The organism is Candidatus Centipeda massiliensis, from assembly GCF_900290285.1.
Classification (GTDB): Bacteria; Bacillota; Negativicutes; order Selenomonadales; family Selenomonadaceae; genus Centipeda; species Centipeda massiliensis.
In genome coordinates this window covers 140,191-163,219 of record NZ_LT985756.1, presented here as the reverse complement: position 1 = coordinate 163,219, position 23,029 = coordinate 140,191, and the positions used below count along the sequence as shown (strand labels likewise).

The window sequence follows — 23,029 nt, the reverse complement described above, 5'->3', positions numbered from 1 at the left end:
GTGTGCCCGTGTTCTCGGACTATGTAAAAAAACTCTCTGCCGTGCAGAAGCTCACGCCCACAGAGGAGCGGGAACTCTGGCGTGCCTACAAGGAGCACGGCGATGAGGCTGCGCGACAGGAGATCATCGAGCGGTATCAGCCGCTCGTCTTCCGTGAGGTGATGCCGTATCGGTCGCTGTCTGCCGTGATGGATGCGGTGCAGGAGGGGACCATCGGTCTGATCGAGGCAGTGGAGCACTACGATCCCGCGCGCGGCGCAGCATTCAGCCTTTATGCCGTGCACCGTGTACGTGGGCGCATTCTGGATTTTCTGCGGCGTGAGGGACGCGTTGATCTCCCCTGTCTTGAGGCGGATACGGAGATGCACGAGACAGGGAAGGAGCTCCTTGTCGATGGGTGTCCTTCCGTGGCGGAGATTGCGGAGCATCACGCGCTGGTTCATGTGTTGGGGGCTGCAATGGAGCGTCTGCCCGCACGAGAGCGGCTTGTGCTTGAGGGCGTGACAATCGGCGGTGCGCGTGCACAGACGATGGCGGAAACGCTTGGCGTGACACCGGCGCATATCTATCGGCTGCAGCAGAACGGCATCCGGCGCATTCGCGGTATGCTCGCGCGCTTTATGCAGCATTGGTAATTTTTATAAGACCTCATTTTAATTTTGGGTTCTTGAATCTATCTGGTGGACTGTAGTATAATCCCTTGAGAGGAGGTACGGCGATGGATGTCGACCGCAGGGAGCGCGCAAAATCCATTCGTGCGGCGCGCGAATGGCTCGCGGGTGCGGAACACGCGCTTGCAGGCGAGGACGATCTCGCGGGAGATCTGAAGCTCATGCTTGCACGCGCGGAGCTCGCGCGCGCTGCGACCGACCGCCGCGTACGCCTGAGGCGATGGGCGGGGCGCCTTCTGCCGCTGCTCGCCGTGGCGGCAGGAGCTTTCTGGCTCCTCCGAGGTTCTCCGCCTGCGGAGGATGTTTCGTCGGGTTCGTCCATGGCGCAGGAGACGGAGCAGCGCATGGCAGCGCCTCTCCCTGCGGAAGCGGAACGAATCGAATATGAGGAGACGCTGCCGTCAGAGGGCGCATCTCCGCAGGGACAGCCTACACGGGCAGCGCACGAGACGATGACCGCTGCTGCGCCCGCTTCGCCGCAGAATGCGGAGCAAGCGACGGAGGCGGCTGCCCCCCCGCCGCTCCCCAGTGCTGATATGCAGCGTCTCATGCAGGTCGGCGGCAAGATTTTACGGGAATAGGAAGCACATCCGTCCTCTGTGGCGGAGGTTCGTGCATATCTAGGAGGTTTCGCCTTTGAACAGCAAGAAATATCAGAGTCTCATACGCGCCGTTGTCCTGGGCGTGGGGGTGTCTACCCTCGCCCTGCCGCACGGTTATGCCGCAGAGAAGAACACTGCCGCAGAAACGACATCTGCCAATGCGGTGACGGGCGCTCCCGTGCTGAGTGACGCCGCAGTATCTGCCACGCAAAGTCTGGCAGATGCGCCGGTTGTAAATGCGCCGGCACTGACATCAACGGAGGTTCCCGCAACCTCGGATGAGCGTGCCGCCGCGTGGGCAGCGAAGCGTCCCGCTGAGACGGAGATCTCCAATTACCTTGCGGCGCAGGTTGGCAAGACGATTGTGGAGATCAATTTCAGCGGTGCGACGAAGGCGACCGAGCCGACGGCACGCGCGGCACTCGCAATGCACGTGGGCGATGCCGTGTCGGAGGAGGGGCTGGTGAAGGATCGCGATGCGATCTATGCAACGGGCTATTTCTACGATCTCTATCCGACGTTCGAGCAGGTGCCCGAGGGCGTTGTTCTGACCTACAACGTGCTTGAAAACCCGGAGCTGAAGGAAGTGAAGATCGAGGGCAATACGGTCGAGCCGACGGAGGCGCTGATGTCGCTCGTCACGGTGAAGAACGGCGAGCTGCTCAACTCCCGCGTTCTGCAGGAGAATGTGCAGGCGATTCAGGAGAAGTACCGTGCGGACGGCTATATCCTCGCAAAGATCACGGACCTCAACATTGCACAGGACGGTACGCTCACGATCAAAATCAGTGAGGGCACACTTGAGGGCTATAAGGTCAAGGGCAATAAGAAGACGAAGGAGCGCGTCATCCTGCGTGAGATGCGCCAGAAACCTGGTGAGCCGTTTAATGCGAATCAGGCACGCCGCAGTATGCAGCGCGTTTACAACCTCGGCTTCTTCGAGGATGTCAATGTCAAGATGAACCCCGGCGTGGAGCCGAATGCCGTTATCATGGAACTCGATGTCAAGGAGAAGCGCACGGGTTCGTTCGGCATCGGCGCGGGCTACTCCAGCTCGGACGGCATGGTCGGTATGGTGAGTGTCAGCGATACGAACTTCTGCGGCATAGGCGATACGATCAGCCTCAGCTATGAAATGAGCGGTGATGATACGGATGCACGCGGCTATACGTTCATGTACCGCCGTCCGTGGCTCGACAAGAAGGAGACGGCGGGCACGCTGCGCGTTTACAACCGTACGTATGAATACGATGATTACGATGAGAACGGCAACCACAAGGAGTCGTTCATGCGCAAATACTCCGGCGGTGAGTTCACCCTGAGCCGCCCCATGAGTGAGTATTCGACGAACTTTGTCACGCTGCGCAGTCGTCAGGATAAATATGTCAAGCACACGGAGACAGGCAATGCGGGCGACCGCAGCGGGAACACGACGTGGATCAAGAATAATTTCGGTACGACGCGCAGCCTTACGCTTGAGCACGTGACGGATACGCGCGACAACGTTTACGAGCCGACCACGGGGGCACGTGCCTCCCTCTCGGCGGAGTTCGCGGGGCTTGGCGGCGACTTTAACTATCAGAAATACATTGCGGGCGATGCCCACTATCTCAAGGCGGGGCGTTCACAGGTATTCGTCCTGCGCGGGCAGTATGGCATCAGCAAGGGATCGATTTCGGAGTACAGTCAGTTCCGTGTGGGCGGTCAGGATACGATCCGCGGCTACCGCGAGGATCAGTTCCGTGGGACGCGCATGGCACTCGTCTCTGCGGAGTACCGCTTCCCAATCGTGTCCAAGGTGACGGGTGCGCTCTTCGCCGATTACGGCGGAGCGTGGAACAGTGGCTTTATGCCGGAGGATCTGCACGCGAGCGTCGGTGTCGGTCTTGGTCTCAACACGCCGATCGGACCGCTGCGCCTCGACTACGGCCGTGGCTCGCAGGGCGGGCGCGTCCACTTCCGCGTCGGCGGCACGTTCTGATGCGCGCGGCGCATCTCGCTGTGTGCGCCTGCGTGTTCGTGCTTCTCTTTTTCGCAGTTTTGGGGCTGTATGCTCCCGTCTATGCCGCAGAGTCCTCCCGCGTGGAGGAGACTGCGGCTATTGTCGTAGGCGATCAAACGATCCCACCCATTGTACGGACGCGCATGGAGCGTACGGTTGCGGCGATTGCGGCGGAGCGGATGGAGGGGCGCCCCATAACGGCAGTCGCTCCGTCGGAGGAGGCGCAGATCATCGGTGCGGTCTTTGACCGCCTGCTCGTCGGCTATACGGTGACGGGGGTGACGGTGCGTCCTGCAAGTCGTACAGAGGTGGAGATCCACCTTGCACCGTGGGCTGATACGATTCAAAGCGTATCCGTGGAGCTGGCAGTGGAGGGGATGCCCTCCGACGTTGAGGCACTCGTACGCGCCGATCTCGCGGATGTCGGTACGGTCTTTTCCAATGCCCTTGTTGGACTGCCCGTCGCTGCAACGGACTGGGCTGCGGGTGCGCTGAAAAAAAGTCTGACCGTCTATATGGAGGAGCATCTGCCGGAGTTTCGTGCGGACTACGATATCGATGTCGATGAAGCGGCACGGGTGCATCTGACCGTCTATCCGCGTCTGCCCGTTGTGCGGACGGTCGATCTCTCCATGCGTTCCGACACGATTCCGAATGTCACGCTGCTCGCGCGGCGCCCTGCGATGGAGACGGCGGTGAACCGCCTCGTCGGCGTGCCCGTCGCCTTTGTTGCACGCCACCGCACTGCGTTTGAACAGCAGCTGCAAGCGGGGGTGGACGATGCCCCCGATTTTCGTCGGCTGCATCTCACGACACGCGTGACGATCCTGCCGGCAGAGCGCATGGTGGTCATGAGCCGCACGGATACGACACGCTACCGCCTTCGCCTGACGGGCTGGCTCGATATCGGGCACGCGGCGGAGCATCGCATCGGTGAACAGCGCGATCTGCGTATGCGGCTGCATGCGGGGCAGATGATGAGTGCGCGCGATGAACTCTATGTCGAGACGGACGCAGCCCCTGAGGATGTGCGGCTCGCGTGGCGCATGGGCTATGCACGCGCACTCCTTCCCCGTTTGACAGGGGATCTGCGCTACGATGTGAGTGACGCGCGGTTTTCCGTTGCGGGCTGCTATGAGATACATCCGCGTTGGCTCCTGCGCTACGAGCAGTGGACGGATACAGGAGCGTGGGAGTGGGAGCTGCGGTACAAGCTCCATGATTTCCTGAGCATTGCGGGGCTTGCGGACAGAAATGACCGCTGGCTGCGTCTGATCGGACATTTTTGATGAGAGAAGGAATGGTCACGGTGAAACGGGTTTCGATTGTCGTTCCGGTCTACAACGAGGAGGACAATATCGAGCATTTTGTGCAGTCCGTCGAGGCGGTTATGGAACAGCTGCCGTATGACTATGAGCTGCTCTTTATCGACGATGGCTCCCGTGACCGCAGCCGCGCGATTCTGCGCGAACTGGGGGAGCGGGATGCACGCGTGCAGTCGATCTTTCTCGCGCGCAATTCGGGGCACCAGCTGGCACTGACCTGCGGTACGGATCATGCGAATGGCGATGCGGTTATCACGATGGACGGCGATATGCAGCACCCGCCGGAACTCCTGCCCGTGCTGCTGGCACAGTGGGAGGCGGGCTATGAGATCGTGCAGACCGTGCGCCTCACGACGGAGGGAGCCTCGCTCTTTAAGCGGCTGACCTCGAAATACTACTATCGCCTTCTCAATGCGATGACCGATGTGGAGATCCAGGAGGGCGGGTCGGACTTCCGTCTGATGGATCGCAAAGCCGTGCTCGCCCTGCGCCGTTACCGTGAACACGCACGCTTCATCCGCGGCATTGTGGGAGCGATGGGCTTTCGGAAGACGACGGTGGAGTTTGTGGCGCACGAGCGCTTTGCCGGGAAGTCCAAGTTCTCCCTGCACAAGATGATCTCCTTCGCGCTCGACGGCATTCTTGCGTATTCGGTACAGCCCCTGCGCGCTGCATTCTACATGGGCGTGCTCTCGGCACTGATTGCCATGCTGATCTTCCTCCACGTCCTCTTTGAAACGCTCAGTGGAGAGACTGTGGCGGGTTGGTCCACCATCGTCGTATGCAGCCTGTTCTTCGGCGGCATGCAGATGATGATGCTCGGTGTCTGCGGCGAGTACATCGCGCGTATTCTGCAAGAGGTGAAAAATCGTCCGCTCTACCTGATTGCGTGCGACAACAGGCACGCAGGAGCGCGGTCAAAGGAGTGCTGTGATGAATGAGCGGCTGACGAGCGGTGCGGCAATACTCTGCCTTGTCATACTGTATTTCTGGGGCAACGGATCGCTCTCTGTGACGGCGCCCGTCGAGGTGAACTACGCACAGACAGCGAAGGAAATGCTCTCAGCGGGGGACTGGCTCTCTCCGCAGATCTACGGGAACTACTGGTACGACAAGCCGATCTTCTTTTACTGGGAGCTGCTCGCGGCGTTCTCCGCGTTCGGCGTGACGGACTTCGCTGCGCGGTTCTTCCCTGCGCTCTTTGCGGCGGCGGGACTCCTCCTGACCTATGGATTTGCGCGGCGGCTCTACGATGAGCGGACGGCGTTCTGGTCGGCGATCATCCTCGGGACGGGGGTACTCTACGCCTTCCTCGCAAAGCTCATCCTCACGGATATGAGCCTCTTCGTCTTCTTCGGCGGCACGCTCGCGGCATTCTTTCTTGGGTACTATGAGCGGCAGCAAAAGTTTTTCTACATCGCATACGCCTGTGCGGGGCTGGGGGTTCTCACGAAGGGACCGGTCGGCTTTCTCCTGCCGGGGCTTGTGATCCTCGTCTTCCTGTTGGCGGCACGCGACCTCTCCGCGCTTCGGCGCATCTGTCTGCCGACGGGGCTGCTCGTCTTTGCAGCGGTCTGCGCACCGTGGTACATCTATATGTATCTCGTGCATGGGGCGGATTTCATCAATACGTTCCTCGGCATTCACAACGTCCTGCGCGCGACGGTGTCCGAGCACGCGAAATGGAATGTCTGGTATTTCTACATCGGGATTTACTTCATCGGGATGTTCCCGTGGAGTTTTGCGCTGCCGCTTGCGCTCTACCGTGTGTGGCGCATTCGCCCCAGCATTGACACACGCGCGCTCTTCCTGCTCGTCTGGGCGGTCGTCGTGCCCGTCTTCTTTCAGCTGATGGCGACCAAGTATCCGACGTACAGCTTCCCTGCTTTTTTACCGACGGCGATTCTCACGGCGCGCCTTCTCGCACACAACCCGCGCGTGCTGAAGGGGGGGGCGATCCTCGGGATGGGGCTCTATCTCGCCGTCGTCTTTATTGCGACGAATTATTCGGAGCGTGATGGGCATTTCAGCGGCAAGCGTGCGGCGGCGATCCTCTCCGAAACGATGCGTGCGGACGATCTGCTTGTCTGCTATGGCGACTACACGGCGACGGTGCCTTACTATACGGGGCATACGATGTATGCGCTCGCGACGCGTGAGGAGATCGCGGCATGTGCGCCGAAGGAGATGAGCTGGAACAGCAAGAACGTCATGCCGTTTCTGCCCATGGATGAGCTTCCCGCGGACAGGACGGTGTATCTCGTCGTGGAGCGCCACGCATTCGACGCTTTTGAGACGGAGTTTGCGGGCGCGGACTGGGAGGAGCTCGGCGAGATCCCAACGGAGGGACGGACGAAGCTGCGTCTCTATCGGCGTGCGGCGGCGACGCCGTGAAAAATCTTCTTCTGTTTTCCTTGAATGAATTCATGGAATGGTGTATGATAGAAGCGTCATATTAGGAGAGTTCATAAGAAAGAGGGATTATCATGAGGAAGGTCAGTAAGATTGCCCTTGTGGCAGCAGCGTTTGCAGCGTCGTCGATGCTCATCGCGGGCTGCGGTGGCGCAAAGACGGCGGATCGGGCACCGGGACCCGGCGCATTGCAGGGGGACTATGACAAGCAGGATGTCATCACAAAGGAGAATTTTGACAGTCTGCCAACCGAGCTGAGCCTCAGTGAACTGGAGGGAATGTACGGCAAGGCGGTTCTCGTTCAGAAGACGATTGTGGACGGTGTCTACAGCTCCACCTATCGCTTCCAGGATGGACCCAAGATTGTCGAGGTAACCTTTGCGCATGAGAACTGGCTGAACCATCCGCTCAGCTGCCCCAAGATCGCAGATCTGGCGTTTACGGAGATGCCGCTCGTCGCACATCGCCCAACAAAATGATATTGAACTGCACGCCGCTCTTTGCTATAATGGAGCACACTGGCAGTTTTGATGGAAAAGGAGATTTTATTCATGATCAAATTGCAGCAGAAGCAGGTTAAGATTATCAGCATTCTCATCGCCGTCGTCTTCGTCGGTTCGGTGGTTGCGCTTGCACTTACGCAGAGCGGTTCGGGTATTGCCTCGGCGGCAACGTCCTCCGTGGGCGTGGTCGACTATCGTCAGGTTGGCAGCCAGCACCCGCAGCTTGCGGCGGCGAACGCCGAGATGCAGAAGGCATCGCAGGAGGCACAGGCAGATTTTGAGACGAAGTCCGCAAGCATGAACGATCAGGAGAAGTCGGACTACTATCAGCAGACGATGCAGCGTCTTCAGCAGAAGAACGAGGAGCTGATGGAGCCGATCGAAAAGAGCATTCAGGATGCTGTCAAGAGTGTTGCTGAGAAGAAGGGACTTTCGGTCGTGATTGAGAAGGGCGCCGTTGTGTACGGCGGACAGGATATCACGCAGGATGTCGTGAAGCAGCTGAGCAAGTAATCTGTAAAAGATGCGGATATGTACCGGGCAGAGTGCTGCTCGGTACATTTTTGTAGACAGACAAAATGAGGAGGGCAGCTTGCAAAAACTATGGCATACGAGGCGCAGGGAGATCCTTGCGGGCGGAGCGTGCCTCCTCATTCTTTTAGCCGTCTTTTTCCTCCGACCCGAGCACGAGCCGCCGGCGGAGGAAAGCGATATCGGAACGATCCGTATGGCAGAGGTGCTTGCGGCGCATCCTTCCTATGCACGGCTTAGCGCACTGCGCGCCGAGGAGCGAACGCTTACGCTGCTCCTGCGCGATCTGCCCGCACTGCCTGCGGTGGATCCGCCGCAGACGGAGGAAGCACCATTCGAGGATTCCGTCTGGCAAAAGAATGCGCAGACGGTGATCTCGACGCGTGTCGAACTTGAGCGTGAGCAAAAGCGGCTGACGGAGGTCTACCGCAAGCAGACGGAGCCGGACTATGAGGCGCGCAAGAAAGCGATTGACGACGAGTATCTGAACGCCATTCTGAACATCAACCTCAAGATTGACAATCAGCGTTCCATGCACACGCCTGCGGTCACGGCGGAGGAACTTGCGCGCGAGCGTGCCGTCTGGGAGGCGGAGCGTGACGAACTCAAAGAAGAACGTACCGAGCGCCAGATGGCTCTCTATCGCCAGTGGCAGGCGGAAATCCATGCGCGCGTTGCCGCGCAGATGGAGCCAAAGCAGGCCGCGTGGACGCAGAGTGTGCAGGAGACCGTGGATGCGCAGAAGGCAGAGGCGGAGCGGCTGAAGCGTGACGTGGAGGAACGCAGTGCCGCGGAGATGGAACGCGCCCGCGCAGCGCAGGAGGACGCCTCTGCCGTCGCTGCACGCGTCGCTCGGCTTGCCGCCGTGCGCGCAGAGGCGAACGCCCTGGAGGCGGAGATCTTGCGCGATGTGCGCAGCCGTGCGGCGAAGATTGCCATACAGTATCGGTTCGTTCTGATACTTGCCTCACCGGAGGCTGACGGGATCACGCTGCTGGGACATGCAGAACCCTTTGTCGTGCACCGCTATGCACCGATCCTAAGCAGTACGGCACGCGATGTAACGGCGGAGATGGTGCGGGAGATGCAGCGCATTGAACCCGCTGTAAGCCGATGAGGCTCTTCATGAAGGATTGAAAGGACTAATCGAGAGATGAATTATTTCAGCAAGGCGGCCGCGGCCGGCCTTCTTACCGCAAGTGTATTTGTTGCCGGCTGTGGTCAGGTGCACATCGGCACGATTGACCGCGCGCGCGTGCAGGAGGAGGCTCCTGCGATTAAGGCGGTGGTCGCCGAGGCAAATACAAAACTCATGGAGGCGCAGTCCGAGGCGCAGGCGAAGTTCGAGGCAAATCCTGCGATGACCACGGAGGAGGCGCAGCAGCTTCAGATGGAGACCCAGCGCAAGATGGCGGGACTCAATCAGATGTATAGCGTTCAGCTTGAGCAGAAACTGAACGTTGCTGTGCAGGATGTTGTCAAGGAGAAGAAGTTCGACATTGTGATGGACTCCTCCAAGACCTATCCCAGCGTCATTATGGGCGGGACGGACATCACCGACGATGTGATTCAAAAACTCCAATAAAAGGGGCATGAAGCATGGAAAAGACAGTCAATGAGATTGCGTCGATCATCGGCGGTACCGTGAGCGGTGATGGGACACGCATCATCCGCGGTCTTGCTGCGCTCGATGAGGCGGGGACGGATGATCTCGCCTTTGCCGTGCCGCCGCATATCGATGCGGCACGCACATCGGCGAAGGCAGGCGCACTCCTCCTGCCGAAGGGGACGGAGGGCTTTGCAGGAACCGTCATTTTCGTCGAGGAGCCAAAGGCAGCATTTGCCAAGCTGTTGACGAGCTTTACCCCGCCCATTGAGCACGCGGTTGGCGTGAGCGACGAGGCGTACATCGGCGCGGATGTCAGCATCGGAGAGGGCGTGACTGTCCTTCCCTTTGCCTACATTGACGATCATGCCGTGCTCGGTGCGGGCGTGACCATCTATCCCCATGTCTATGTTGGGCAGTACAGCGAGATCGGCGATCAGACCGTTCTTTACCCGAATGCGACTGTGCGCGAGCACTGCCGTATCGGCGCACGCTGCACGATCCACAGCGGCGCGGTCATCGGTGCGGACGGGTTCGGCTTTACCACCGAGGCGGGCGTGCATACGAAGGTGCCGCAGGTCGGCGGTGTCGTCATCGAGGACGATGTGGAGATCGGCGCGCACGTCGGCATCGACCGTGCGACCCTTGGGGCAACCGTCATTGGCAAGGGGACGAAGATCGACAATCTCGTTCACATCGGGCACAACTGCAATATCGGCGCCAACTGCCTCATCGTCGCGCAGACGGGCATCTCCGGCTCCACGAAGGTGGGGCATAACGTCACCTTCGGCGGACAGGTCGGGACGGTCGGTCATATCAATATCGGCGCGAACTCGGTCTACGCCGCACGCTCCGGCATCATCGGCGATATGCCCGAGGGGGTCTTCTGCGCGGGATTCCCCGTGCAGCCGCATGCGGAATGGCTGCGCGTACAGGCGGCCATTCGCCGTCTGCCCGAAATGGTGAAAAAAATAAAGGCCCTCGAAAAGGAACTTGAGGAACTGCGAGGGAAGAACTGAGATGTTCTCCTACTATGCGGTGAAAGCCCTCAGTCGCCTCATCTGCCTCCTGCCGCATGGCGCCGCCATGGCACTGGGCGCAGGTCTCGCGCAGATCGCGTGGATCTTCGTCCCCGCCAAGCGCAAGAGGCTGGCACGGGAGCAGGTCATGCGCTGCCTCTCTGTCCCTGCGGCGGAGGCGGAGCGCATTGCGCGCGCGAGCAGCCTGCGCTTTGGACCCATGCTGATGGAGGTGCTGCGCTTTCCCGTCATGAAGGATTGCATGGCGGACTATGTGACGATCACGGGCGCAATGAACGAGGTGCGTGCGGCGGTCGCTGCGGGCAAGGGGGCGATCTTTGCCACCTCGCACAGCGGCAACTGGGAACTCATGGGCGGCGCATTTGCGTGCGCGGGGCTTCCCATCGTCGGCGTGGCAAAACGGCAGAGTGCAGCGGGCATGGATCGCTTCATCAACGAGTACCGCGCGCTTGTCGGTATGCACATCACCTATCAGACGGGCGTGCGCGAGATGTTCCGCATGATTGATGCGGGCTGGATCATCGGACTCATCAGTGATCAGGATCCGAGTCTGCGCGACGGTGTCATCATCGACTTTTTCGGACAACCGACAAATGCGTTCACGGGAGCAGCGGCGATTGCGCGCCGCTGTGCGGTACCGATCTTTCCCGTCTTTATTCACCGTGAGGCGGACGGGCACCATGTTCTCACCGTCGAAAAGGGAATCATGGTCGAAAAGACGGATGATCGTGCGGCGGATGTCCTGCGTGTGACGCAGATGATCAACACGCGCATCGAGGCGTGGGTGCGCAAATATCCAGAGGAGTGGTTCTGGCTGCACGACCGCTGGAAATCGCTGCGGGAGGAATGAAAAAGGGGGCTGCGCTCCGAAGCTAAAACTTCGGAGCGCAGCCCCCTTTGTGTGATGAAGGAATCAGTCGTAACGCATGAGCGAGTCAAGTGTGACTGCGCCCGATGCGGGCTTTCCCGTCCCCATTCGTTCCGATCGGTCGAGGGGATTTGCAATGTCCTGTCCAAGCCCTGCACGCGCTGCAATACCGGAAAGAATGGCGCTTGCTGCGGGACGATTCTCCTCGGATTTTTCGGCAGCTGTGTTCAACGACTCCAGCGGCACAAATACGACTTCGAGGGTATCGCCCGTGCGGATGGGGCTGGTAAAGTCCGCCTTGACGCCGTTCACGAGAATGGTGAAGGTGACGCGGCTCGTCGCGGGCGGCGGCGTGAAGCCGACGGCGAGCAGGGCTTCGCTGACGTTGGCACTGCCCGTGCCCTTTTGATAGGCGATCACGGCGCCGTCCTCGACCACTGTACCGGGGGACGCCTCACGTCCGTTGATCGTCAGGGTGAACCCCGCAGCGGGAATCTGGTGCTCTCTGCCCTCGTAGGTAATCGTTGCGAATGAGGCGGCAGCGGAGAGATTCAGGACGGATTCGACGGTTGGGATCGCGGTCTCCTCGTACTCGATCACATCGCCTTCATGGAGCATCGTGGAGAGCGGAGCGGGCGCATCGTTCAGCGTGATCCTCGGCTGAGTGGAGAAGCGGCGCGCTTCTCCGTTCAGCGTGTAGGAAATGCGCCGTCCCGTGGGCGGGAGGTTTGCGGCGCGCAGCACCTCGCCAAGCGTGCGCTCACGCCGCGAGATGATCACATCACCGTCACGCAGAATGGGATCGCCCTCAGGGGGGCTGTCGTTGACGAGGATGCTCGCCGTTACGACCCGTTCCTCTCCGTTGAGAGAGACTTGATAGCTGTCGATTGTACCGATAATGTCGCTGAGGCGAACCTCGGGCTGCGTGCCGTTTTCACCGGCGACGAGATTGATGCGGCAGTCGTCGCGGATGGGGGAGTCGAGGCTCGCGCTCTTGCCGTCAATGGTGATCTGTGCGAGCGTGCCCATTGTGCCCGGAAAACTGCGGCGCTCGCCGTTCACGGTAATCATGAGTCCCATGCCGGGGCGGCCATTGTACTTGCGCAGACTGATGCCCGCAGCGAGCAGGGCGTCGGAGACGTTCAGTTCGCGGAAGTTGAAGAGGCTGTACTCGATGTCGTTGATCCAGACAGCGAGAAAGTGCAGGGTGTTGATCGAGGCAATTTTTAGAATGCCAAGCGGCGTGACGGCATCGGGGGCGTGCAGCTCCTCCGGCAGGTCTGCAACGCCGTCCACCTCGTCGGGCTGCCGTACGGCGACGCGCGCCTCGGGAATCCCCAGCGCCGCTGCTACGAGCTCGGGCATCATGGGCGTGAGCGCACCGCCGCCGACGAGCATGACCGCCTGCGGCGGCTCGCCGTTCAGCTCAAGGATCTGCTTTGCAATCGCGTTTGCAAGATTTTCCACCCCGGGCTTGATTGCGGCAATGACCTGATCGGCTGTGAGCGAAAGCTTCATGCCGAGAATATCCGTGAACGAGACATCCTGTCCCTCCGCAGCCTTGCGCTTGATGTCCTCGGCGATGTTGAAGTCGAGGAGATACTCGCGGGAGATTGCCTCCGTGATCTCATCGCCCGCCATCGGAACCATACCGTAGGCAATGACCGATCCGCCGCGCGTAATGGCAACGTCGGAGGTGCCCGCGCCGATGTCCACGAGGACGAGGTTCAGGTGGCGCATCGTCGGCGGAATGAGCACGTTGATCCCCGCGATTGGTTCGAGGGTGAGCGCACGCATCTCAAGGTGTGTCTCACGCAGTGCCGACTGCATGGAGTCGACCACCTGACGCGGGAGAAATGTGGCGATGACCGTCGCCTGTGCGTGTCTGCCGCGCTGTCCGACGAGCGTCTTGAGCTCGTTGCCGTCGAGCATATAGCGGATCGTGCTGTAGCCGACGCAGTAGTAACGCGTCGGATCATCGACCGTATGTGAGTGGGCGAGCTTCTTCTGCGCCGCCTGTACGCCCGCAAAGTCGAGGTCGCGCTGCTGCGCCGGTGTGATCGTGCCCGTGATATCCTGCTCCGCCTCGGCAGTCATCGTGTAGAGTGCGCGTCCTGCGGCAGCCACGGCGGCACTGCTCAGTGCTCCCGTACGCTCGGTGAGGTGGCGTTTGACCTCGCGAATGATGGCGGCAACCTGCGGCACATCGTGAATCTGCCCGTCAAGCATGGCGCGCGTCTTGTGCTCCAGCCGCTCGGTGGCAAGGATATGGAGTTGCCCGTCACGCTGTTCGGCGACGATGCCGATGACACTGCGCGTGCCGATGTCGAGCGCAAAGACCAGTTCCGTGGGGCGCTCACGCCGCACCGTGGCATGGGCTGCGGCGGCCTCTCCCTTCTTTGGGCGACCGCGCCTTTTGGTCGCGCCATCTTCCGGCTCTTCCTGTATGCGTTTTTTGGGACGACCACGCCTTTTAGCAGACGCGTCTGTATTCATCTCTTCGTTCGTTTTATCCAGATCCGGCATTTCGATCTCCCTCGATCTTGTGTCAACTAAAGTATAATATTATATTATTTCGTTTCTTTTCAAGAAAATCCTGCCGCCGCGGCGCTATGAACTGCACACAAAAAAGGTCAGAACAAAGCCGCCGCGCGGGCAGTTTCACTCTGACCACAAGAGAGGGGTCTGAAATGCCGTATGACTTATATGTCTATACCTGCGTAAAGCAGGTGGGTACCCTAAGTCCGGCTGCCGCGTTCACCGAGGTGCATCGCTTTCACCGGAATCAATTCGGATTCCCTAAAAGATCTGTAGGTTAGACATTGCTAAGGCATACGCACACCTAAGGCTCACCTTCTTGTCCATTATGATATCATAAAAAAAAATACACCGCAAGACTTGACAAACAATGGAAACGAAATTTGTTCAAACGATTGGAGGAAGTACGAATACATTCAGCAACCCTCTTGAAATCTGTCTTTTCGGAAAACTTCATCAGAAATATAGGAAGCCTCTTTTCCTCTGGAAAAAGCCGTGCTATAATATCCATGAGAATACGGAATTATTCAATTACATGGAAAGTTGGTGCGATGAGATGGCAAATGTTCGGGATGCGGTGAATGCGGTCATCACCGCAATTATGGCGCAGAAGGACTACCTTACAGCGGTGGACGCAAAGACCGGAGATGGGGATCACGGTCTGAACATGGCGCGTGGGTTTACGGCGGCAGAGGAACGCCTCGCCGAGCTGCCTGCGGACGCGCCCGTCGGGGAAGTGCTCCACCACATTGGACGCGCATTCATCGAGAATGTCGGCGGTGCGGCAGGTCCTCTCTACGGGATCGCCTTTGTGCGTGCGGGCGAGGCGGTCAATGACAAGACACGGCTCGATGTATACAGCTTCGAGAAACTCTTCACGGCGGGGATCGACGCGATTCAGCGGCGCGGGCGTGCCGTGCGCGGCGACAAGACAATGCTGGATACCCTCATTCCGATTCGCGATGCGTTCCGTGCAGAGAATGCGGACGGCAAGAGTCTGCGCGAATGCCTTGAGGATGCACTGAATGCGGGGCGTGCGGGCGCAGAGTACACAAAGACGATTGCAGCGCGGCGGGGGAGAGCGGCGCTCATTGGAGCGCGCAGCATCGGCATCGAGGATCCGGGCGCGATGAGCTCGCTCATCATGTTCCGCGCACTCTGCAGCTATCTGCGCGGCTGAGACAACTTGGAGTTTGGGGGAAACAACGTTGACAACTACGGAGATTCGCACACGTTTTGCACCGAGTCCGACGGGCTATATGCACATCGGCAACCTGCGCACGGCACTCTATGCCTATCTGTTTGCGCGTGCCAATGATGGGACGTTCATCCTGCGGATTGAGGATACCGACCGCAATCGCTACGTCGCGGATGCGGTGGACTTTATCCGCCGTACGCTCGATGCGGCGGGCATTGTGCCGGACGAGGGACCGGATGATATTGGCGGCGACTATGGACCATACGTCCAAAGCGAGCGTATGGATATCTATAAGAAATACGCAGAGCAGCTTGTTGCGAGCGGGCACGCCTATCGCTGCTTCTGCAGCCATACGGAGGAGCCGGAGACGGACGCGGAGAAGTCGTTCGGAGGCTACCCGCGCACGTGCCGTGAGCTTAGCGCCGCTGAGGTGGAGGAACATCTTGCGCGCGGCGAGGCGTATGTCATCCGTCAGAAGATGCCGCTTGTCGGCGAGACGACGTTCTACGATGTTCTTCATGGAAATGTCACGATCCCGAATACGGAGCTTGAGGATCAGGTTCTTTTGAAGCGCGACGGCATGCCGACGTATAACTTTGCAAATGTCGTTGACGATCACCTCATGAAGGTATCCCACATCATCCGAGGGACGGAGTTCATCACATCGACGCCGAAGCACGTCCTTCTCTATGAGGCGTTCGGCTGGGAGGCACCTGTGTTCGTCCATCTCGCTCCTGTCATGGGACGTGATGACGCGACGGGCAAAACGAGCAAACTCTCCAAGCGGCACGGGGCAACGAGCTTTGACGATCTCGTGAAGATGGGCTATCCCGCCGAGGCGATTGTCAACTATGTGGCACTTCTCGGCTGGAACCCGAAGACGACGAATCAGGAAATATTCTCGATGGACGAGCTGATCGAATCGTTCTCGCTTGAGGGGCTCTCGAAGTCGCCCGCCGTTTTCGACTACGACAAGCTCGGCTGGATGTGCGGGGAGTATTTCAAGGCGATGTCGGATGCGGATTTTGCTGCCGCCGCACGCCCCTATGCGGGGGAACTGCCCGCACACATCGAGGAGCAGTGGGCGACGATTGCGCGCCTCCTGCGCACGCGCGTCACCAAGCTCTCCGATGTGCGGCCGGCGATTGCATTTCTCATTGAGCCGCCGCCATTTGACGCCGCGCTTTATGAGAATAAGCGCAACAAGGTCACGCCGGAGGCGGCAAAGCAGCTTCTGCCCGAACTCATCACGATCCTCGCGGCACTGCCCGCAGAGCGCTGGGAGAACGATCTTCTCTATGCGCTGCTCGAAGAGTGCATTGAGCGCGAGGGGTGGAAGAAGGGCACCGTCATGTGGATCCTGCGCATCGCTGCGGCGGGGCAGGCAGTGACGCCGGGCGGTGCGACGGAGATCCTTGCCATCCTTGGCAGGGAGGCTGGACTCGCGCGTCTTAAGGAAGCGCTTGCACAGCTATCGGCGTAGGAATGTCCTGCAAAAAAATACTTGCGTTTTTTTGAATTCCATGATATAGTATCTCCTGTTGACATAGTGGCGCCTTCGTCAAGTGGTTAAGACACCGCCCTCTCACGGCGGGTTCATGGGTTCGAATCCCATAGGCGTCACCAATTTCATCGGCGCCTTCGTCAAGTGGTTAAGACACCGCCCTCTCACGGCGGGTTCATGGGTTCGAATCCCATAGGCGTCACCATCGTAATAGATAGGGGCTGCTATGCAGCTCCTTTTGTGTTTATGGAGGCGGGGACTGTCCTCCTTGTTTGGAGATTGCGATGCTGTTTCTGTCTATGCTGTTTATGGGAGGGCTCATTGGCTTTGTCGGGGCGGGCGGCAGCGGCGTTATCATCACGCTGCTCGTCGTGGGCTTTGGCGTTCCGATCCATCAGGCGCTTGCCGTCGCGCTCGGCTCGATGGCGTTCACCACGCTTTCGGGCGCGATCAGTCACTACCGTGAGCGCGAGGTCGTTCCGCTGACGGGTACGGTGCTCGGTACGGGCGGACTCGTTGGAGCACTCATTGGTGCCGTTCTCTCGAACCACATTGAGGCGCCGCATCTGAGCCTCTTTACAGGGATCATGCTGCTCTCAAGTGCCTCTCTCCTCTACCTGCGCATCTATCAGGCGGAGTGGCTCGGGCGGCAGATTTCTGTGCGGGAGGAACTCTTGACGGGGCGGCGGCTCTACCTCTACGGGCTGCCTGTCGGCTTCCTCTGCGGCGTCCTCTCGGGAGCGTTCGGCATCGGTTCTGCAGCGTACATTCAGATCGCGCTCATGGTCGTATTCGGCGTGCCGCTTCTACAGGCAATCGGAACGACGATGATGATCATTGTGCCGATCTCGATCAGCGGCGGAATCGGCTACATTCTCTACGGGCAGCTCGAGCCGTGGCTCTTTATTCAGACACTTGTCGCGCTTTCCGTTGGGTCATTCTTCGGAGCGAAGCTGACGCATCTTGCGCCGCTCCCTGTGCTGCGTTTCTGGATTGTCGCGCTGCCGACGATCGGTGGTATGATTATGGTGTTCTTTCGATAGATTGCTGCTGCGCGGCAGAGAGAGTTTGGGGGAATTTTTATGGGGAAGATCTTGGCGATGCTGCTGCTCATTGTGATGGGCTTTACCATCGCCGGCTGTGCGGGGGATACCGTGGAGGAACGAAAGGATCAGGCGAAGTATCGGCGCATTACCGCCGATGAGGCGCAGGTGCTCATGCAGCGCGAACAGAACTATTTGATTCTCGACGTGCGCAGCCCGGAGGAGTTCGCCAAGGGGCATATCCCAAACGCGATCAACATACCGATGGACAGCATCGGGGAGAGTCCTCCCCAAGAACTGCTCGACCGAAACCAGATGATCTTCGTCTACTGTGTCAAGGGGGTTCGTAGTATGAACGTCGCCAACCGCCTTGCCCACATGGGCTATAAGAACATCGTGGAAATGGGCGGGATTCAGGACTGGCATGGGGAGGTTGTGAAGTAATTTGTTTGATGAGGTGAATCTATGCGTAAATTATTTATATTTCTTTGTTTGAGCGTTTTAACATTGGGACTCTGCGGCTGCGGCAGTGCACAGTCTTCCGAGACAAACGGAGGAAAGGAGCAGAGTATGGCAGCATTTCAGCGCGTGACCTCGGATGAGGCGGCAAAGATGATGGCGGCGGAGCAGGGCTATCTGATCGTCGATGTGCGGACATCGGGAGAGTTCGCGGGCGGTCACATCCCGCACGCGATCAATATCCCGAATGAGTCGATCAACACCACACCGCCGAAGGAGCTGCCCGACAAGGCGCAGAAGATCTTCGTCTACTGCCGCAGCGGTGCACGCAGCCAGCAGGCGGCGCAGAAACTCGCCGACATGGGCTACACGAACATCGTCGAGATGGGCGGCATCAAGGACTGGCACGGAGATGTCGTGAAATAATCACTACCGATAAATGAAGATTGTTGTACGAAGTAAAAAGCTTCCTGCAGCAATCTTTTTTCGTGTTCACTTCGCACAGAACGCCTGCAGCTCCTCGCGGAAAATATTGACAGCGCGCGGCAGGTAACGCTTCTTTGCGCGGGCGAGGATGATTGTGCGGTGCGGCTCCCCCTCGATGGCGGCGTAGCAGGGGGGATGCGCGGGCGGCGCGGCGGCAATCAGCGTCTCGGGAAGGATCGCTGCACCCAGTCCCGCACCCGCAAGTGCGTGCGCCGTGTTCATGCTGCGCGTTTCGAGCGTGATCTGAGGCAGGAAGCCCGCCGCCTCGCAGAGAGAGAAGAGCGTATCGTGGAGTTTCTGCTCACGGTGCATCAGTAGAAATGGTGTTTCGCGGAGCGCGTCGAGCGACACCTTGGGCATGTTTTTGCGCGCACCGGGGACAAGTCCGAGTGTCGTGCACATGGGATGCGCGGGCGGGAGAGCGAGCAGGAGCCGCTCCTCGAAGAGTACATCATAGTCAAAGCGGTGCTCATTGATCGGCAGCAACGAGATGATGCAGTCCGTTTCTCCAGCCTCGGCAAGTTCTTCGAGGCGATAGGTTGTGTTCTCGCGCAGATGCAGTGTGATCTTCGGATACTTCGCGCGAAAGGCGGGGAGCATGGGCGCGAGGAGATGTGTGCTGCGAAACTGAGTGAGTCCGAGTGTCACGTCGCCCGCCGCGCCGTGCACGCAGTCATCCACCTGCTGATGAAACGCCTCGTCGAGCGCGATGATGGAGCGCGCCGTTTCGAGGTAGAGCCTGCCGACGGCGGTCGGCGTGAGGCGTGCGCCGCCGCGGTCAAAGAGAGGCGCACCGATCTTCTTCTCCTGCGCGGCGAGCAACTGCGAGAGCGACGGCTGTGAGATGTAGAGTTTTTTCGCGGCGAGCGAGAGCGTACCCTCCTCGGCGATTTTCAAAATGTAGCGAAACTGTCGGAACTCCATAAAGCTATCTCCTTATAACTATTTTCCTATAGAGAGAATAGGAATTTACGTATTCGACTTATAAGGAAGGATAGCGTATAATGCAAAATAAGTAAAGGGTCTGCGCAGACTCTCTCGGATGAATGGGCGCATAAACGCTTAAGGAATCGCTGATAAAATGAAGTCCGTCAGATTGGCGCAGATTTTTTCGTCCGAACAAGGAGGCAAACCGGACGCATAGCTAAAGCTATGTGGAGGATTTGCCGACGAAGTGCGGGCAAAAAAGATACGTCAAGATGGCGGTGCTGAATTTATCAGTGCTTCCTTAAAACAATGTGTATTATCATCACGGGAGGGGACTCTTTTGAGCAAGGGAGTACGATGTTTTCTGACGGCGGGACTAATCGCCGTCCTCTGGTTCCTGCCAGTGCCCGAGGGGCTGACACCGGCAGCTTGGCATCTGTTCGCAATCTTCGCGGGCACAATCCTCGGCTTTATTTTACAGCCATTCCCGCTCGGGACGGTCGCGCTCGCGGCAATCACGTTTGCAGCACTGACGAATACGATCAAGCCGGCAGAGGCGCTGGCGGGCTTCAGCAATACGGTGATCTGGCTGATCGTGTCGGCGTTTTTGTTCGCGCAGGGCTTTATCAAGACGGGGCTGGGGCGGCGGATAGCATATTATCTCATTTTGAAATTCGGGTCGAGCAGCCTGAAACTTGCCTACACCCTCGTTCTGAGTGATTTTATTATCGCGCCTGCAACGCCGTCGAACACGGCACGTTCGGGCGGGATTCTCTTTCCCATTGTGCGCAGCCTCGCTTCGGTCTTCGGCTCGGAGCCGGGGGCGACGGCACGCAAGATCGGCGCATTCCTCCTCGTCGTGTCGTTTCAAGTGGATGCGCCGATCGCCGCCGCCTTTCTGACGGCGTGCGCACCGAATCCTCTGATGGCGGAGCTCGCACGGGATACGGCAGGGCTTGAGATCTCGTGGGGGCTCTGGGCGATGGCGGGCATCGTGCCCGTCCTGCTCTCGATGATCGTTCTGCCCTATGTGCTCTACAAGCTCTATCCGCCCGAGATTCAGAGGACGCCCGAGGCACAGTCACTTGCGCGCGAAAAACTCACGGAGATGGGCGCAATGACGCGGGATGAGAAAATCATCTGCGGCATCTTTGTCGGTGCGCTCCTCCTCTGGAGTACGTCGGGCTACACGGGCGTGAACGCGACCATTGCCGCCCTCCTCGGTGTGACGGCGATGCTCCTCACGGATGTCCTCACATGGGAGGATGTGCTGGGGGAAAAGGGCGCGTGGGACGGTATGATGTGGATGGGCGGCATTGTGAGCCTCGCGGGTGCACTGAACAAGATCGGCTTCATCCCGTGGTTCGCAGCAAGCGTTACGGGGGCGATGACGGGCGTCTCATGGGGGCTGACTCTCGGCATTCTCTTCCTTGTCTATCTCTACAGTCACTATGGCTTTGCGAGTCTGTCGGGGCATGCGACGGCGATGTACGCGGCATTTCTCGCCGTTGCCGTTGCGGCGGGCGCACCTCCCTATCTTGCGGCACTTGGGCTCGCCTTCCTCTCGAACCTCATGGCGGGGCTGACACACTACTCCACGGGTTCAGCACCCATCTACTTCGGTGCGGGCTATGTGACGCAGGGGCAGTGGTGGAAGCTGGGCTTCGTCTGCTCCGTCATCAACATCATTATATGGATCGGCATCGGCTCCGTCTGGTGGAAGATCCTCGGGATTTGGTAACTGTGTATTGATATTAGGATAAAGGAGAGATTTCTATGACGAAAGCGGAAGCCTCTGCGCGCATGACGGATGTGCTCGCAAAGTTCGTGGCGTACACGGGCAAGCGTCTGCCGGACGATGTGCGCGCAAAGATCGCGGAACTCGCCGCGCAGGAGGACGCTCCTCTTGCAAAGTCCATCTATGAAACGATGGAAAGGAATCAGGAACTTGCGGTGAAGCTGAACCGCCCGAGCTGTCAGGACACGGGTGCAGCGCAATTCTTTCTCAAATGCGGGTCGAACTTTCCGTACATGGCTGAGATGGAGGAGATCCTGCACGCAGCGGTCGTGCAGGCGACGGTGGATGCACCGTTGCGTCACAACGCCGTGGAGACGTTTGACGAGTTCAACACAGGCAAGAACGTCGGCAAGCAGATTCCCTCGATTTTCTGGGAGATCGTGCCCGAGCGTGACGACATCGAGATCCATACGTACATGGCGGGCGGCGGTTGTACGCTGCCGGGCAAGGCGATGGTGCTCATGCCGGGCGAGGGCTACGAGGGCGTGACGCGCTTCGTTCTCGATGTCATGACGAGCTACGGGTTGAACGCCTGCCCGCCGCTCCTCGTCGGCGTCGGTGTCGGCACATCGGTCGAGGTCGCGGCACTCCATTCGAAGAAGGCGCTCATGCGCCCGATCGGCTCGCATAATCCGAACCCGCGCGCCGCCAAGATGGAGCAGCTGCTCGAGGACGGCATCAACGCCATCGGCCTCGGACCGCAGGGACTGATGGGGAAGCACTCCGTGCTCGGTGTCAACATCGAGAACAGCGCGCGCCATCCGTCTGTGATCGGCGTCGCCGTGAACGTCGGCTGCTGGTCACACAGGCGCGGACACATCGTCTTTGACAGGAACCTCGACTATAGGATTCTCTCACACGCGGAGGTGGATTTCTGATGGAGAAGAAAGTTCTGACAACCCCGATTCAGCCCGAAGATCTCGCGGACATCAACGTCGGTGACGTGATCTACCTCACGGGATACCTTACAACCTGCCGCGACGTGGCGCATCGCCGCGTCATTGAGGAGGGACGAAAACTCCCCGTCGACGTAAAGGACGGCGCGATTCTCCACGCAGGACCGATCATCCGCAAGCATAGCGAGGGAAAGTATGAGATGGTCACGGTCGGTCCCACGACCAGTATGCGTATGGAGAAATTTGAGGAGGCGTTCATCGCGGAAACGGGCGTGCGCCTGATCATCGGCAAGGGCGGCATGAAGGACGGCACGATGCGCGGGTGCCGCGACCACAAGGCGCTCCACTGTGTATTCCCGGCGGGCTGCGCCGTTGTCGCCGCCGAATGCGTCGAGGAGATTGTCGCTGCGAATTGGCTCGACCTCGGCATGCCGGAGACTCTCTGGACATGCAAGGTGAAGGAGTTTGGTCCCCTCATCGTCTCCATCGACAGTCACGGGCGCAACATCTTCGAGGAGAACAAGGTGATCTTCAACGAACGCAAGGAAAAAGCGTGCGCGGAGATCTGCAAGCAGGTTGGGTTTATCAAGTAAATACGCATAGAAAAAACAGCGACGCAT

22 protein-coding genes, 2 tRNA genes and 1 other RNA gene are annotated in these 23,029 nt (G+C 59.2%); 22 read left to right on the top strand and 3 right to left on the bottom strand.

Annotated elements, in window-relative coordinates; translation table 11 throughout:
• Nucleotides 1–8: 8 nt before the first annotated feature.
• The 12 genes from C8273_RS09305 (at nt 9) to C8273_RS09250 (ending at nt 11,542) form a co-directional block, all read left to right on the top strand.
• Nucleotides 9–635: a sigma-70 family RNA polymerase sigma factor gene (locus C8273_RS09305; protein ID WP_106627445.1), complete on the top strand. Its 627-nt coding sequence runs from the start codon at nt 9–11 to the stop codon at nt 633–635.
• Between the two features lie 83 nt (nt 636–718).
• Nucleotides 719–1,252: a preprotein translocase subunit SecG gene (locus tag C8273_RS09300; protein WP_106627444.1), complete on the top strand. Its 534-nt coding sequence runs from the start codon at nt 719–721 to the stop codon at nt 1,250–1,252.
• 55 nt (nt 1,253–1,307) lie between these two features.
• On the top strand, nt 1,308–3,254 hold the full coding sequence (locus C8273_RS09295; RefSeq protein WP_106627443.1) for a BamA/OMP85 family outer membrane protein: 1,947 nt from the start codon (nt 1,308–1,310) through the stop codon (nt 3,252–3,254).
• A complete protein-coding gene (locus C8273_RS09290) occupies nt 3,254–4,564 on the top strand; it encodes an acylphosphatase (protein ID WP_106627442.1) in 1,311 nt (436 codons plus the stop codon). Before C8273_RS09295 ends, C8273_RS09290 begins: the two co-directional genes overlap by 1 nt.
• A gap of 20 nt (nt 4,565–4,584) precedes the next feature.
• Nucleotides 4,585–5,541 carry a glycosyltransferase family 2 protein gene (locus C8273_RS09285; protein ID WP_106627672.1) on the top strand — a complete coding sequence of 319 codons (957 nt, stop codon included), beginning with the start codon at nt 4,585–4,587 and terminating at the stop codon, nt 5,539–5,541.
• Entirely contained in the window at nt 5,534–6,994 is a 1,461-nt protein-coding gene (locus tag C8273_RS09280; protein ID WP_106627441.1) for an ArnT family glycosyltransferase, read from the top strand. The genes C8273_RS09285 and C8273_RS09280 overlap by 8 nt, the downstream gene beginning before the upstream one ends.
• Nucleotides 6,995–7,086: 92 nt before the next feature.
• Nucleotides 7,087–7,491 carry a hypothetical protein gene (locus C8273_RS09275; RefSeq protein WP_106627440.1) on the top strand — a complete coding sequence of 135 codons (405 nt, stop codon included), beginning with the start codon at nt 7,087–7,089 and terminating at the stop codon, nt 7,489–7,491.
• Between the two features lie 72 nt (nt 7,492–7,563).
• The gene (locus tag C8273_RS09270) at nt 7,564–8,028 is read left to right on the top strand and encodes an OmpH family outer membrane protein (RefSeq protein WP_106627439.1); all 465 of its coding nucleotides are present in this window, start codon (nt 7,564–7,566) and stop codon (nt 8,026–8,028) included.
• 79 nt (nt 8,029–8,107) lie between these two features.
• A complete protein-coding gene (locus C8273_RS09265) occupies nt 8,108–9,163 on the top strand; it encodes a hypothetical protein (protein ID WP_106627438.1) in 1,056 nt (351 codons plus the stop codon).
• 36 nt (nt 9,164–9,199) lie between these two features.
• The gene (locus C8273_RS09260) at nt 9,200–9,631 is read left to right on the top strand and encodes an OmpH family outer membrane protein (RefSeq protein ID WP_106627437.1); all 432 of its coding nucleotides are present in this window, start codon (nt 9,200–9,202) and stop codon (nt 9,629–9,631) included.
• A gap of 14 nt (nt 9,632–9,645) precedes the next feature.
• The gene (gene lpxD / locus C8273_RS09255; protein WP_106627436.1) at nt 9,646–10,671 is read left to right on the top strand and encodes a UDP-3-O-(3-hydroxymyristoyl)glucosamine N-acyltransferase; all 1,026 of its coding nucleotides are present in this window, start codon (nt 9,646–9,648) and stop codon (nt 10,669–10,671) included.
• 1 nt (nt 10,672) lies between these two features.
• Nucleotides 10,673–11,542, top strand: a complete 870-nt coding sequence (locus C8273_RS09250; protein ID WP_106627435.1) for a lysophospholipid acyltransferase family protein — start codon at nt 10,673–10,675, stop codon at nt 11,540–11,542.
• 63 nt (nt 11,543–11,605) lie between these two features.
• Here the strand turns inward: C8273_RS09250 and C8273_RS09245 are convergent, their stop codons facing one another.
• Together C8273_RS09245 and ssrS are read right to left on the bottom strand one after the other, a co-directional pair.
• The gene (locus tag C8273_RS09245; RefSeq protein WP_106627434.1) at nt 11,606–14,086 is read right to left on the bottom strand and encodes a cell division FtsA domain-containing protein; all 2,481 of its coding nucleotides are present in this window, start codon (nt 14,084–14,086) and stop codon (nt 11,606–11,608) included.
• A gap of 152 nt (nt 14,087–14,238) precedes the next feature.
• Nucleotides 14,239–14,413, bottom strand: a non-coding RNA gene (gene ssrS, locus C8273_RS09240) — 6S RNA.
• Nucleotides 14,414–14,654: 241 nt separating this feature from the next.
• On the opposite strand from ssrS, the gene dhaL reads away from it, so the two are divergent.
• The 7 genes from dhaL (at nt 14,655) to C8273_RS09205 (ending at nt 18,728) form a co-directional block, all read left to right on the top strand.
• Nucleotides 14,655–15,278 (top strand): dihydroxyacetone kinase subunit DhaL, encoded by a 624-nt coding sequence (dhaL, locus tag C8273_RS09235; protein WP_199821064.1) that lies wholly within the window; start codon nt 14,655–14,657, stop codon nt 15,276–15,278.
• Nucleotides 15,279–15,306: 28 nt separating this feature from the next.
• Nucleotides 15,307–16,779, top strand: coding sequence for a glutamate--tRNA ligase (gene gltX / locus C8273_RS09230; RefSeq protein ID WP_106627433.1), 1,473 nt, complete (start codon nt 15,307–15,309; stop codon nt 16,777–16,779).
• Between the two features lie 68 nt (nt 16,780–16,847).
• Nucleotides 16,848–16,922, top strand: a tRNA-Glu gene (locus C8273_RS09225).
• Nucleotides 16,923–16,930: 8 nt separating this feature from the next.
• A tRNA-Glu gene (locus C8273_RS09220) sits at nt 16,931–17,005 on the top strand.
• Nucleotides 17,006–17,084: 79 nt separating this feature from the next.
• Nucleotides 17,085–17,843, top strand: a complete 759-nt coding sequence (locus tag C8273_RS09215) for a sulfite exporter TauE/SafE family protein (RefSeq protein WP_106627670.1) — start codon at nt 17,085–17,087, stop codon at nt 17,841–17,843.
• Nucleotides 17,844–17,882: 39 nt separating this feature from the next.
• A complete protein-coding gene (locus C8273_RS09210) occupies nt 17,883–18,287 on the top strand; it encodes a rhodanese-like domain-containing protein (protein ID WP_106627432.1) in 405 nt (134 codons plus the stop codon).
• A gap of 21 nt (nt 18,288–18,308) precedes the next feature.
• A complete protein-coding gene (locus C8273_RS09205; protein ID WP_106627431.1) occupies nt 18,309–18,728 on the top strand; it encodes a rhodanese-like domain-containing protein in 420 nt (139 codons plus the stop codon).
• Between the two features lie 66 nt (nt 18,729–18,794).
• Here the strand turns inward: C8273_RS09205 and C8273_RS09200 are convergent, their stop codons facing one another.
• Nucleotides 18,795–19,712, bottom strand: coding sequence for a LysR family transcriptional regulator (locus C8273_RS09200; RefSeq protein WP_106627430.1), 918 nt, complete (start codon nt 19,710–19,712; stop codon nt 18,795–18,797).
• 343 nt (nt 19,713–20,055) lie between these two features.
• On the opposite strand from C8273_RS09200, the gene C8273_RS09190 reads away from it, so the two are divergent.
• The 3 genes from C8273_RS09190 to ttdB are packed head-to-tail and all read left to right on the top strand — an operon-like array spanning nt 20,056 to nt 23,002.
• Entirely contained in the window at nt 20,056–21,456 is a 1,401-nt protein-coding gene (locus tag C8273_RS09190) for an anion permease (RefSeq protein WP_106627429.1), read from the top strand.
• A gap of 35 nt (nt 21,457–21,491) precedes the next feature.
• Entirely contained in the window at nt 21,492–22,391 is a 900-nt protein-coding gene (gene ttdA, locus C8273_RS09185; RefSeq protein ID WP_106627428.1) for a L(+)-tartrate dehydratase subunit alpha, read from the top strand.
• Nucleotides 22,391–23,002, top strand: coding sequence for a L(+)-tartrate dehydratase subunit beta (gene ttdB / locus C8273_RS09180; RefSeq protein ID WP_106627427.1), 612 nt, complete (start codon nt 22,391–22,393; stop codon nt 23,000–23,002). The genes ttdA and ttdB overlap by 1 nt, the downstream gene beginning before the upstream one ends.
• The last annotated feature ends 27 nt before the right edge of the window (nt 23,003–23,029 follow it).

What these genes read in the sequence shown, in the direction of transcription:
- C8273_RS09300 (WP_106627444.1), top strand. Translation starts at nt 719, where the DNA reads ATGGATGTCGACCGCAGGGAGCGCGCAAAATCCATTCGTGCGGCGCGC.
- C8273_RS09290 (WP_106627442.1), top strand. Translation starts at nt 3,254, where the DNA reads ATGCGCGCGGCGCATCTCGCTGTGTGCGCCTGCGTGTTCGTGCTTCTC.
- C8273_RS09280 (WP_106627441.1), top strand. Translation starts at nt 5,534, where the DNA reads ATGAATGAGCGGCTGACGAGCGGTGCGGCAATACTCTGCCTTGTCATA.
- C8273_RS09275 (WP_106627440.1), top strand. Translation starts at nt 7,087, where the DNA reads ATGAGGAAGGTCAGTAAGATTGCCCTTGTGGCAGCAGCGTTTGCAGCG.
- C8273_RS09270 (WP_106627439.1), top strand. Translation starts at nt 7,564, where the DNA reads ATGATCAAATTGCAGCAGAAGCAGGTTAAGATTATCAGCATTCTCATC.
- C8273_RS09260 (WP_106627437.1), top strand. Translation starts at nt 9,200, where the DNA reads ATGAATTATTTCAGCAAGGCGGCCGCGGCCGGCCTTCTTACCGCAAGT.
- lpxD (WP_106627436.1), top strand. Translation starts at nt 9,646, where the DNA reads ATGGAAAAGACAGTCAATGAGATTGCGTCGATCATCGGCGGTACCGTG.
- C8273_RS09250 (WP_106627435.1), top strand. Translation starts at nt 10,673, where the DNA reads ATGTTCTCCTACTATGCGGTGAAAGCCCTCAGTCGCCTCATCTGCCTC.
- C8273_RS09245 (WP_106627434.1), bottom strand. Translation starts at nt 14,086, where the DNA reads ATGCCGGATCTGGATAAAACGAACGAAGAGATGAATACAGACGCGTCT.
- dhaL (WP_199821064.1), top strand. Translation starts at nt 14,655, where the DNA reads ATGGCAAATGTTCGGGATGCGGTGAATGCGGTCATCACCGCAATTATG.
- C8273_RS09215 (WP_106627670.1), top strand. Translation starts at nt 17,085, where the DNA reads ATGCTGTTTCTGTCTATGCTGTTTATGGGAGGGCTCATTGGCTTTGTC.
- C8273_RS09210 (WP_106627432.1), top strand. Translation starts at nt 17,883, where the DNA reads ATGGGGAAGATCTTGGCGATGCTGCTGCTCATTGTGATGGGCTTTACC.
- C8273_RS09205 (WP_106627431.1), top strand. Translation starts at nt 18,309, where the DNA reads ATGCGTAAATTATTTATATTTCTTTGTTTGAGCGTTTTAACATTGGGA.
- C8273_RS09200 (WP_106627430.1), bottom strand. Translation starts at nt 19,712, where the DNA reads ATGGAGTTCCGACAGTTTCGCTACATTTTGAAAATCGCCGAGGAGGGT.
- ttdA (WP_106627428.1), top strand. Translation starts at nt 21,492, where the DNA reads ATGACGAAAGCGGAAGCCTCTGCGCGCATGACGGATGTGCTCGCAAAG.
- ttdB (WP_106627427.1), top strand. Translation starts at nt 22,391, where the DNA reads ATGGAGAAGAAAGTTCTGACAACCCCGATTCAGCCCGAAGATCTCGCG.